This is a genomic window from Novipirellula herctigrandis, assembly GCA_007859835.1.
GTDB lineage: Bacteria > Planctomycetota > Planctomycetia > Pirellulales > Pirellulaceae > Novipirellula_A > Novipirellula_A herctigrandis.
On record SJPJ01000001.1, the window covers coordinates 6,014,017 to 6,026,074 of the forward strand.

Here is a 12,058-nt window from a genome sequence, read left to right on the forward strand (position 1 = left end):
GGCCGGTAGACCTATGGATGGCCAGTTGGACTATTGGTGGGGTGGTTCAATAGCATAGCAGAAGCAATAGCGTTGAGAAACGTGCCGTTGGGGGTGTCTTAATCTCGTGTGACAAACCATCCTTCGGGCGGATCGGGCAAGTTAAACGCTTTGTGGTAGTCACGTTGTGCTTGTTCGATCCAAACCAGCGTTTTCTTGTACAACGCCGTTGGATGTTGGCGGATGGCTCGGCGAGCGAGCTGTTTGGCTCGCGAGAAATCCTGTGCCGCAGCAGCGGCCAAAGCCAAATTATGGATCGCAGCGGATTGCATAGGATGGTCTTCCGCGACCTGGATCCAAATCTGCTCGGCCCGAGCCCAATCACCTTGGCGAGCTGCCTTGTTGCCCTTGCGCACGTCCGCACTGCCAGGCAGGACGATGGGGACCGCCAGCGTGACTTTTTCGCGGTGAATCGATGGTGTGATCAAGCGATACGTTTCCCGGACGGCTGCGGCGACCAACCGATCGGTCGGATCAGGCACAAAGGCCAAGTCGGGATAGAGGTCAATCGCGGTTTCCTCGTCGATCACCACAGGCCGACCGCTCGAAGGATGTTGGTTGTTCATCGACGTCAGACGCCAGGACATGATCAGACGATCAATTTCCTCCTTTTTTTGGCCATAATCACGTGCGGTCAGAACCTCACCGCGAAGCATGTAGTCATACCCTTCACGCCGAGCGACCGAAGCCAAGGCCACGTCGCTGGTTTGGTCGTCGATGGCGGAAACGAGCTGGATGGCTGTTTTTGCCTGTAGTTGGTTGCTATCGACGAGTTTGACCTGGCGGCCAGTGTCAGTTGGGGGCGAGCTAAGTAATTTTTCGTGGATACGGTTTGCGATCTCCTCTGGACCCGCCACTTTCGATACTGCAACGCGTTTTCCAACGGCGGATTGAATCAACGGAGGGGTCCAATAATTCAATGGAGCGCGCACGCTGCAGCCGGAAAACAGAATCATTCCAGCAACAAGTAGGTTGCCGTATGCTTCGAAAGTATGCCTAGAAACTCGCATGATGTCTGACCTTTAGCGTTCGCCGTCGCTGCAAGTCAACCCCGTCGTACGATAGGCCTTTTAGAAGGGAGACCTTCAAACGGGTGGTCCGAGTTAGCTGTGCAGGGTGCGACCGAACCGGACCTCAATGCGATGCATGTCAGAGCGATTCCGCTGAAACGCCCGCAAAGCGGAATTCTGACAACGGGTTATGGGACTTTAGGTCCAAGCCTTGATTTCCTAGAATCTCTGACTGATTCCCCCTTTCACGAAACATTCCTTCGCCAAAGCGATTTTCAAATGCCACGCTACAATCCCGCTGAAATCGAGCCCCGATGGCAAGCTTTCTGGGAAAAAGACCGCACCTTTGCCACTCCCGAATTGCCCAAAGGCCGGAAACGCTATGTCTTGGACATGTTTCCTTACCCAAGCGGTGATGGATTGCATGTCGGACATCCCGAAGGCTACACCGCGACGGACATCGTTTCGCGATTCGCTCGGATGCGAGGTGAATCGGTACTGCACCCGATGGGGTTCGACGCTTTTGGGCTTCCTGCGGAAGAGCATGCGATCAAGACCGGAGAGCATCCACGAATCCAAACCCAGCGGAATATTGATAATTTCACGCGGCAATTGAAGATGCTGGGCTTTAGTTACGACTGGGAACGCGTTCTTGCGACGACCGACGAGGGGTATTTCCAATGGACTCAGTGGATTTTTCTAGAGCTCTACGATACCTGGTTCGATGTCGAACAGCAAAAGGGGCGTCCGATTAGTGAATTGCCGATTCCCGCCGAAATTTCTGCGGCTGGCGATCGGGCGGTAGAGGCGTATCGTGATGCGAATCGTTTGGCTTATGAGAGCGACGCCTTGGTGAATTGGTGTCCGAATTTGGGTACGGTGCTCGCCAACGAGGAAGTGATCGATGGGAAAAGTGAGCGTGGTGATCACCCGGTGCAACGAATCGCCCTGCGCCAATGGATGTTACGAATCACGATGTACGCTGAACGATTGCTCGATGGCTTAGAAAATCTCGATTGGCCAGCCGGTATTAAGAAACTCCAACAGGATTGGATCGGTCGTAGCACGGGTGCAGAAGTCGACTTCTACGTTGGTGACGACGCGAAATTTCAGCAGTGGCAAGCCGATCGAGCGAAGACGGGCTTTCCATCGGAAGCGGGGGATTTGGCACTGCGAGTCTACACGACGCGACCGGACACGCTATTTGGCGCAACCTACATGGTGGTCGCGCCCGAACATCCGATGGTCAAATCGTTGACAACCACCGAGCAATCCGCCGCTGTGGTGGCGTACTGCGAGAAGGCTTCCTTTAAGAGCGACCGCGAACGGACCGATGGTGGCGAGAAAGTGAAAACGGGAGTGTTCAGCGGTAGCCACGCGATCAATCCCGTCAATGGCAAACCGATTCCCATTTGGATCGCCGACTATGTTTTGGCCGGGTATGGAACCGGTGCGATCATGGCGGTGCCTGCGCACGACGAACGCGATTTTGCTTTTGCTAAACAGTTCGACTTGCCGATCATCCCCGTGGTGGATCCGCCATCGGATCACGAACAACGCAACGCGATCTTGGCGGGCGACTTTTGCTTTGTTGCCGAGGGACAAGCAATCAACAGTGGCAAGTTTGACGGAAAGAATACATCGGAAGTCAAAGCGTCCGTTACCGCGTCACTGGACCAGCAAGGGCAAGGTGGCGAGGCGGTTAATTACAAACTCCGCGATTGGCTGTTTAGTCGCCAACGTTTCTGGGGCGAACCGTTCCCCATTTTGCATGAACTCGATGCCGATGGAAATCCAACGGGAATCAAACGGGGTGTCGATCCGGCGGACTTGCCTGTGCTACTGCCCGATTTGAAGGACTATAAGCCGCACGGTCGCCCCGAGCCGATGTTGGCAAAAGCCGATGACGATTGGTTGTACGTTTCAATCGATGGGAAACGTTACCGCCGCGAAACCAACACGATGCCCCAGTGGGCCGGTTCGTGTTGGTACTACTTGCGATACATCGATCCAAAGAACCAGCAAGCATTGGTGGATCCGGACAAAGAAAAGGCCTGGATGCCCATTGATTTGTATGTTGGTGGTGCCGAGCATGCGGTGCTGCATCTATTGTATTCGCGGTTTTGGCACAAGGTTTTGTATGACCGCGGTCACGTCAGCACGCCGGAGCCATTCGGAAAACTTGTCAATCAAGGCATGATCTTAGGAGACGTCGAATACAGCGGTTACGTCCAACCCGATGGCAAGCCTGTGTCGACCAGCGACGTTCGTAAAGATGCCGATGGCAATCGAGTAACAAAGGATGGCGTGATCGTTCAATCGAAATCAATTGATGAAGAAGACGTGGTAAAGAAGGGGGAAGGGTTTGTCCTCAAAAGCGATCCCGCGATCAAGGTCGACTCGCGTGCGCACAAAATGTCCAAGGCTCGCGGCAACGTCGTCAATCCCGACTCCGTGGTCCGAGAGTATGGCGCCGATTCGCTACGACTTTATGAAATGTTCATGGGGCCGCTCGAAGCGACCAAACCATGGGCGATGACCGGAGTCGGTGGCGTTCGCAATTTCCTTGATCGGGTTTGGCGCATGATCGTCGATCAAGACGCGGACGATTTGGTGCTTGTTGACGTGATCAGTGACGATGCCTGTGACGAAGATCAATTGCGAGTGCTGCACCAAACGATTCGCAAAGTCAGCGAAGACTGCGAGGCGTTGAGCTTCAATACGGCTATCGCGAAAATGATGGAGTTCACCAACTTCTTTACGCGAAGCGACAAGCGTCCAAAAGAAGCGATGCTCACGTTCCTGAAATTGCTTTCGCCATTTGCACCGCATTTGTGCGAAGAACTTTGGCATTTACTCGGCCAAGAAGGTTCGATCGCCAAGGAATCGTGGCCTCAGTGGGACGAAGCGGCGTTAGTGGAGAGCAGCATTGAGATTCCCGTTCAAATCAACGGAAAGCTCAAAGCCAAAATCAATGTCTCGCCCGATGTCACGAAAGACCAACTCGCCGAAATTGCATTGGCCGACGAAAAGGTGATCGCACTGATTGACGGCAAAACAATCGTCAAGCAAATCATCGTGCCGGGGCGATTGGTGAATTTGGTCGTGAAGTAATTGCTTTTCCGACGATCATGACCGGTTCGCGTTTGTCTCGGAAATCGTTTCGAGACGTTGGAGGCGAGCGCGATCGAAATCGAGTTTTGGCCAGACCACTTCACCGGCTCGTTGACGAGCTTGATCTTTAGGATCAATGCTAGAGCTTCCATACTGAACCGAATTAAGGTCAAGCCATAGGGTAATCCGCCGACGATCCTCTGGCGTAAAACGTTGCTCATCTAAATATCGCTGATGATTGTCATCAAACATCGCACGCCCAAGTCGTGACGCGAGAGCACCGAATTGACCAGGAACGGTGCGGTTGCCGCCATGTTCTGCGTACAGTGAATCGTCGCCACCACCCGCGTTGAAGTAGAACGCGAAGGGCTCAAGATCTCGATAGCGTGTCGTTTGCAAGGGAGCGTCTTGATCGATGTGACAGCCAATGCATTTTTCTTCCAACACCGGTTTCACAAGCCGGTAGTAGTTGATCGGTTCGAGTCCCCCCACTTCGGGCTCAAGTTTTGATGGCGGACGTGACATCGCAAGCGGCATGCGGCGTGTAGCAGGGGCTGTCGTGGTACGCTCATGACACCCGATACAGCTCATCTGTTCGCCGGGGTGCACGTACGTCCCTGAACGCATCGATTGAACCGCCCTGCCCTCTTCGTCGAGTGCTTGGAAATAGATTTCGCACTCGATAGGCGCCTCGAAATAGACACTGCCATCTTCTTCGACTGGAACGGTGCCAAGTGGCATCCGGTTGATCGTTCCGCTCATATAACTCTCACCGACCCGTTCGTAAGGCGATGACCATGGTCGAGGGAAAATTTGTACCACTCGCAGGGCTTCGATTTTGCTGTCCTCGGGCCAAGGCATCTCCGACTCGTAAATGTTCATCACACTGATCGTCGCAGGTTTGTGACCGGGTGAACCCGCTCGTTTGCCCTGATACGTTTCGGTTGGGATCACCGGCGGCGTTGGCCGCGATTGGCGAGGGATCGCGAATTGGACGGGTTTAGCGCCTCGATACAACACATCGCGGTTACCGAATCGATCGAGCAAAACAAGGGAGCCAGTGGGTATGTGGCTGACTAGGTAGAAGTCCTCACTAAGTGGATAAGGCCAAGCATAGGGAAGCCGGTGACGCAATCGATCGGTCAATTCGATGTCGGGGCTTTCCGACGGAAGCGTTCCACCAGTGAGTCGTTTTACTTGAGCCATCCGATGGTCATCGGGCACTCGCGGATCAACCAGGACAAGTTGGCCTCTGGGACTTGAATGATGGATGCCAGCAACCGCGATGAAACGATCTGAACCTGGAATCGGCCGAATACCGTACTCCGCCCAAGGTCGCTTCACTCGTTGGTCGCGGAATTTGCCTAAGGCGTTGTCGAACTCGGGGGAATCCACCTCCATCGCGTTGTGCGGAAACGGATAGTTCCCGTGTGGCGCTCGTGGGTCGCGGCCGTCGGGCATGCAAAACCAAATCCCCTGCCCCGCATTGAAATCGCGATCAACGTAGTCCCAACGCGTGTAGACGATCCGTCCGTCATTCGTCACTCGCGGGAACAATTCGGTTGTTTCATGCCAGCTTAACTGGACGACGTCGTCACCATCGGCATCGATCGAATACAGCGTCCCGCATGGTTGAAAGAAACTTCGCAGGTTGTACTTGTATTGCGAGTGTCCCGCTGGTTGACACCGAACGCTTGTTTCGCATCGTTCGGAAACAAACGCGATTCGGCCACTTGGAAGCCAGCACGGATACGCATCGTTGTAACGCGAGTCGGTTAACTGAGTCAGTTGCTCGCTGTCAAAGTCGTAGCAGAATAGGTTGTACGTGTTGTCGGGGGTATATTCCGAAGGGTTGAAAATCGAATCCTCGCCTTGATCTTTCGGCGGTCGTTTTGCACACCATTCGAAAACGACTTTGCGACCATCGAACGATAGGTCCATCGATAGAAAAGCACCTCGGCGAAGAAACTTTCCCTTTAATCGTCCCTTCGCGACCGGAATATTCTCTAGCAGCGAGCCGATTCGATAAGACGAATCCTTGAATTTGCGAAGAACAAGCATGTCGCCGGGCCGTGCTAATCCCCCACGCATGTGCTCTTGAATCGCCTCTCCGATTGGCTCACCGGTCGTTAACAGAATCTCATCAAAGCCAAGCTGCGGATTCTGGAGTGCGACCTTACGCCGCACTTTGCGGGCCTGTAAATACAGCTGATGGCGCTGTTCCGATTGCTGATCGTCGTCAGGGTTTAATGCTTCTGCTTCATTTCGAATTGTGGTTAACGTGCTTACGGCATCGTTGATCAAAGAAACGTCAACACTTGTACGTAAATACTCTGCCAGGGCTGATGCTCGACGAAGTTCCACATCAAGTGGATCACGATCACTCGGCCAAATCAAAGCCTGTGTATCCAAGATATGAGGCGATTCGCCCCCGTTTTCCGCAGACAAATGATTGTCTCGTTTAATGATTGCGAGATGCAATTCATCTGATTCCGCTAGCCATGACTGTAAGACATAGGGCGGAACGTCATTGTTTGCCAATGCGAAATTGGGCATCGCCAGCAGTAGCAGAAAGCCGCAAAACCAATACGATTGGATCAATCGGGAATGACTCATTTCAGACAATGGCAATGGGCATCGGAAAGGTTCCCATTCTAATCAGTCTTGGTTGTTTTGCGAGTCAAGTTAGGATCGTCCACGAAAGGTTTTGACCACCACGGACAAGGCAATCAGGGTTCCCATCGCTGGAGCGATCGCAAAAATCAATCGCGGCTGGGCAGCCAAAACCATTAGCAAAACAACCCCAATCATCGACACACTTGCCGGTAACCACTGAGCGGGCTTGCGAAGCGAAGGCCATGCAAACCAAAGCGCTGCTAATACCAAACCGATGCGTCCAAGAGCTGCAGCTGCAAACCGAGCTGAGCTGTCGTTGCCAAACCACCAAGCTGCCGCGCTAGCGATCAACAATACGATCGCAACAAGCAATAGAACGCTGCGGCGGCTGTCTCCAAAGATTTCGTTCTGCATGGAACCAAAGAGGTGTTCGGTCAAAGGAAGTGGGCTGACGTAGGGGCTAGTCTAACGGAATTACTGGCGGATGCATTCCCATGCGTGAGTGAGGGATGATGCAAGCAACGGGTGATTCAAGCCGCGTGTGTTTCAAGCCGCGTGTGTTTCAAGCCGCGTGTGATCACAGGCGATGTTCCAAATTGAGACGGTCGATCTTATTGAAATTTTAAGTCGAACAGAAAAATTTGTTATCATTGCCCAAGCGACTCACGATACCGTCATCGACTCGATTCTTTCCCTCCGATTCTGTTATTGCGACCCATGAAATACCTTTGCTTTAGCGATCTTCACCGCGATACGTCTGCTGCTAAAAACTTGGTCACGATCGCTCGCGATGTCGATGTTGTGATTGGTGCCGGCGACTTTGCAACTCGGCATGCAGGAATCGATGACACGCTCAACATATTGTCTGCTATCGAAAAACCTGCGGTGCTGGTCCCCGGCAACGGTGAGACTGCGGAGGAACTTCGAGAAGGTGCAATGAATTGGAAGTCTGCGACGGTTCTTCATGGGGATGGCTGCACGATCAGCGGTGTTGAATTCTGGGGAGTTGGCGGCGGGATTCCAAAAACACCTTTCGGTGATTGGAGTTACGATTTCGACGAAGGCGAAGCAAATAAGCTCCTCGATGGGTGTCCCAGTAAAGGCATCTTGGTCGTTCATTCCCCACCGATCGACACGGTTGATCATGACAATAGCGGCAAAATCCGCGGCAGCCAATCGATTCGCGATTGTGTGGAAGCGACGAAGCCGTTATTCGTCGTATGCGGACACATCCACAGCGACTGGGAAAAGCAAACGATGCTTGGCGAAACGAAAATTCTAAACGCAGGACCACGCGGCGTGATCGTTGACATCGACTAACATTACCGAGGGAATCGGATCTATCGCTGCCGCACCGTCGAGAACGGTGGTCGCCAACTCGGGGCTAACGATGCGTCGTCAATATTGACGCCTGCTTCGACTTGGCCGTTATGGTTTAACCATGGATGATCCGGTATCGACTCAAGCGACGAAAGCGAAATGAATTGCACTCGTCCGTCTTCATAGAGAACATTGATCCCGTAGCCGCTGTGACCGATACTGTTAGGGGTTGCCTGGTAGCCGACAAAACGATTTGTCGGAGCATCGGACATGATCGCGAAAGAAGATCGTGACTCGAAGCGTGGGGAGCCAAATTGTTTGCCATCGACCACGCCGAGCGTGTAAGCGTAATGCCCACCGGCGAAGCGTTGAAGTTCACGCAGTTGATCGATCGAAGCAACATGCAACTCATCGGCTGTTGGCAATTCGCCTAGCGTCGTGAGTTGAAGTTCGTCTTCCGAAGGCGGTTGTACCGATGGGCACCATCGCGTTGCCGATTCAGGAAATAGTCCAGCGTCATTCAAGCGAACGGCGTAGACTCCGGCGAACGCTTCGGGGCCTTCTTTTGCGACTGCTGGTAAACGAGATTGCTCGTCACGAAGGACAAATTGTGTCAGCGCGGTTCCAAATTGACGAAGTTGGTCTTGGCAAGCCATTCGCCTCGCTTCGAAACGTCCTTCCGAGAGTGAAGGTAGCAGTAAACCCAGAAGAACAGCGGCACTCAGTGCACCACTGACCCAATCGACCCAAGTCACGCTCGATCGTCCTGGCACATCGACACCGTCACCCATCGGTGTTAAAGAAGACGAGGGAAGCGACGCAGGAAGCACCGATCCCGATTCATTGTCGATAGAATCTTCACGTGGAAGTGGTGGAAGATTTGCGAGCGTCTTGGAAACCAAGTCCGACGGAGGGCTTTCGGGAGGATGGTAATGTTCTTCGAGCGGCCGCAGTGCACGCTCGATCTCATCCAATTCACGACGTGCGTCGGGATCACTTTGAAGCAACTCGGACACACGTTGCATCTCGTGTGGCTCCAGAGCGCCGAGCAGATATCCGAGCAGGTCTTCGTGCATTACCTTCGACACAGATAAGAGGGAACATCAAGGTCGGCGGGCCGATATCCCGGCCACGTCGACGTCTGTGTGGTTCTATGCGCGAATAGAAGAAACTGTTCGATCATTCGAAACGGTTCTCTGATTGGAAAACCGTTCTTTGGCTGAAATCGATCGATTATTCTGATTGCGGCTGGTGGGTTTCTTCCCACAACGAACCCAATCTTTGCACCGCGACATGAAGCCGGCTTTTGACGGTTCCCACAGGAATTCCTAACACTTCGGCCGCTTCGCGATACTTTAGCCCTTGGTAGTACACTAGATTAATGACCTGTTGCATCGATTCGCCTAAGCTTGCGACCGAATCGTTGACCCAACGGCCGTTTTCTTCCTGGGCCGCCACTGCAAGCGGATCAGGAGAGTCACCAACGAGTTTTTCCGACCAACTTCCGGAGCGATCGTCTTGGCTGTTCGCGTTGGTTCGATCCAGGCTCACCATCCGATGGCGTTTATTTCGCCGTTGGGCATCAATCGCTTGGTTCGTTGCGATACCGTAAAGCCAAGGTCGAAACCGACGCGAAGAATCAAATTGGTAACACTTCAAATGGACCTGCAAAAAGGTCCCCTGAAACGCTTCCTCGGCAATATCCGCGTTGCCAATGTAGCGACGCAGGTAACTGAAAATCTCTCGTTCGTATCGGTGGATCAGCGTTTCAAAAAGGTTGCGGTCACCTGATTCGCGGTACTGAACCAACAGCCCCTCATCAGACAAGTCACTAAGGGCAGCATCCGATGCCTTCGTCTCTTGTTTGGTCGTGGTCGTCATCAGCGATGTCTTCCGCATGTGGATAAGGAATGGAAAAGGAAAAATAAGGAAACAAAAAGGCGCTTCTCAATAAGAGACAAGCGAATTCTATACCAAGAAAACGCATGCCATATTGGCACTCCGTTTGAATGAATGTGACCCAATCGGGTGCGAAAAGGAGAGCCAGGGAAGCGATTTCTGGTTGCAACCAGTATCTCAGAAACCAGGCTGTAGTCAAAACGGTTTCCCCGTTTATGGGGTGAAACTTCCCGAAAAACCATCCCAATCAGGGGGGGCTGCTCTTCGCGTCAACCTTTTCGACGTGCGTTCTTAGCTAGCCCGCAAAGGTGGATCGAAAACGGTGGGGAAATCGGCTACTTTTGGAACCATTCGAAACCGACACTCTAAGCGTGAAAGATTCTTGTGGGCCAAGCTAGTGAACAAAACGGTCGTTATCAGTGGGTGACACCCGGAGATGTCAACGCATTCTTTGGGTTGATGCTGGACAACATTGTCGGGCTGCTGTTAATGGTGGCGTTGTTGAGCGGGTTTGGTTTCCCTACCGAGTTTGCGGTTTCACGCATGGTGCCGGGCACAGCACTTGGTGTGTTAGTCGGTGATTTGGCGTTCTTTGTTCTGGCCTTTCGGTTAGCAAAGCAAACCGGAAACCGACATGTCACTGCGATGCCTTTGGGGCTCGACACGCCATCGACTTACGGGATCGTGCTGTTTGTGCTTGGTCCTTCCTATCTGCAAGGCATCGCGTCCGGGCTCGATCCTACCGCCGCCGCCTACCGAACTTGGTACATCGGGATTTGGTGCATCGTGCTCAGCGGACTTCTAAAGATAGCCCTCGCTCCGATCACGCAATGGGTCCAGCGAGTTGTGCCGCGGGCGGGGCTGCTCGGTTCGCTTGCAGCGATTGCTTTGGTCCTCATTGGCTTCCTGCCGTTGACGGAAATCTTGGGGCATCCGTTGCCCGGGTTTTTGGCTCTCGTGATTGTTCTCACCACGTTGGTTGCGAAAATTCCGTTGCCCGGACGAACGCCCGGGACACTTGGTGCGTTGTTGATCGCAGGCACGGTTTACTACTTGTTGTGTTTCGTCGATGGCAGTGGCTATTCGTTCCCTCAGAGCCCAGCGAGTGCATGGTTCCCTTCCGAGTGGTTAGAGAGTTACACATTCGCGTGGGTGGCGGCGTTGCCAGATGCGGTTGCTTACTTGCCTATTGCGTTTCCGTTTGCGATTGCAACGATCGTCGGTGGCATCGATTGCACGGAGAGTGCAGCAAGCGTCGGAGACGAGTACGACACTCGAACCGTCATTGGGATTGAAGGCGTGGCCACGTTGCTTGCAGGCTTGTCAGGTGGCGTGATTCAAACGACGCCCTATATCGGGCACCCAGCTTACAAAGCGATGGGAGGCCGAGCGGCCTACACACTTGCAACGGCGCTTTTGGTGGGGTCGGCGGGCCTCGTTGGATACTTCGGTTTATTGAATGCGTGGATCCCGAAGCCAGTTGTCTTTCCGATTCTTGTTTTCATTGGATTGGAAATCACCGCACAAAGTTTTTTGGCAACGCCTCGACGGCATTACGCCGCCGTGGCACTAGCCTGTTTGCCTGCACTTGCGTTCTTGGCGATGAGTATTCCTGGGCGCATCCTTAGCGATGCTGCACTGGGGACAGCGAATGTTTCGGTTGCGTCCCTGGACTCTTCGTTGCAGCATGACATGACGACCCTTGGGATGCTGAGTAGTGGTTTTATCTTGACGAGTTTGTTGTGGGCGTGGTGTTTAGCCGCTGCGATCGATCGTCGACTCAAACTTGCCGGAGTTGTGCTGCTTGTAGCAGCCGGATTGACTGCGTTTGGTGTTATCCATTCGCCGTTGGCGGGGAACCGTTTGTTCGTTCCCTTTGGTCCGGAATCTTGGGGTGACATCGTTCTAGGCGCCGAGGACCAAAAACGAGTCCTCGAGTTCTTTGCTGGTTACGTCGTGTCTGCGCTGCTATTGATTGCTTGGTCGTACTATCCCGCAGCCGGTGCGTCCGAAATCGACGTTGCGGAATACTCATGATGAATTGAATCGCAGGGCATTTG

At 53.3% G+C, this 12,058-nt stretch carries 8 protein-coding genes; 3 read left to right on the forward strand and 5 right to left on the reverse strand.

Translation table 11 applies throughout. The features are described 5' to 3' along the window. Positions 1–98 precede the first annotated feature (98 nt). A complete protein-coding gene (locus CA13_RS22060; protein ID WP_419194681.1) occupies positions 99–1,049 on the reverse strand; it encodes a tetratricopeptide repeat protein in 951 nt (316 codons plus the stop codon). Between the two features lie 279 nt (positions 1,050–1,328). Between CA13_RS22060 and leuS the strand changes: the two genes are divergently transcribed. Further along, a complete protein-coding gene (gene leuS / locus CA13_RS22065) occupies positions 1,329–4,163 on the forward strand; it encodes a leucine--tRNA ligase (protein ID WP_146400327.1) in 2,835 nt (944 codons plus the stop codon). 15 nt (positions 4,164–4,178) lie between these two features. On the opposite strand, the gene CA13_RS22070 is transcribed toward leuS, so the two are convergent. Both CA13_RS22070 and CA13_RS22075 read right to left on the reverse strand, forming a co-directional pair. Then, positions 4,179–6,779, reverse strand: coding sequence for an HzsA-related protein (locus CA13_RS22070; RefSeq protein WP_146400329.1), 2,601 nt, complete (start codon positions 6,777–6,779; stop codon positions 4,179–4,181). Between the two features lie 69 nt (positions 6,780–6,848). Then, a complete protein-coding gene (locus CA13_RS22075) occupies positions 6,849–7,193 on the reverse strand; it encodes a hypothetical protein (RefSeq protein ID WP_419194682.1) in 345 nt (114 codons plus the stop codon). Positions 7,194–7,496: 303 nt separating this feature from the next. On the opposite strand from CA13_RS22075, the gene CA13_RS22080 reads away from it, so the two are divergent. Next, the gene (locus CA13_RS22080) at positions 7,497–8,099 is read left to right on the forward strand and encodes a metallophosphoesterase family protein (protein ID WP_146400331.1); all 603 of its coding nucleotides are present in this window, start codon (positions 7,497–7,499) and stop codon (positions 8,097–8,099) included. 20 nt (positions 8,100–8,119) lie between these two features. Here CA13_RS22080 and CA13_RS22085 read toward each other — a convergent pair whose 3' ends face one another. Together CA13_RS22085 and CA13_RS22090 are read right to left on the reverse strand one after the other, a co-directional pair. Further along, positions 8,120–9,124, reverse strand: coding sequence for an anti-sigma factor family protein (locus CA13_RS22085; RefSeq protein ID WP_419194683.1), 1,005 nt, complete (start codon positions 9,122–9,124; stop codon positions 8,120–8,122). A 208-nt stretch (positions 9,125–9,332) separates the two neighbouring features. Beyond that, positions 9,333–9,980, reverse strand: a complete 648-nt coding sequence (locus CA13_RS22090; RefSeq protein WP_419194684.1) for an RNA polymerase sigma factor — start codon at positions 9,978–9,980, stop codon at positions 9,333–9,335. A gap of 477 nt (positions 9,981–10,457) precedes the next feature. Here CA13_RS22090 and CA13_RS22095 point away from each other — a divergent pair, with 477 nt between their 5' ends. Beyond that, positions 10,458–12,035, forward strand: coding sequence for a permease (locus CA13_RS22095; RefSeq protein ID WP_146403826.1), 1,578 nt, complete (start codon positions 10,458–10,460; stop codon positions 12,033–12,035). Positions 12,036–12,058: the final 23 nt, after the last annotated feature.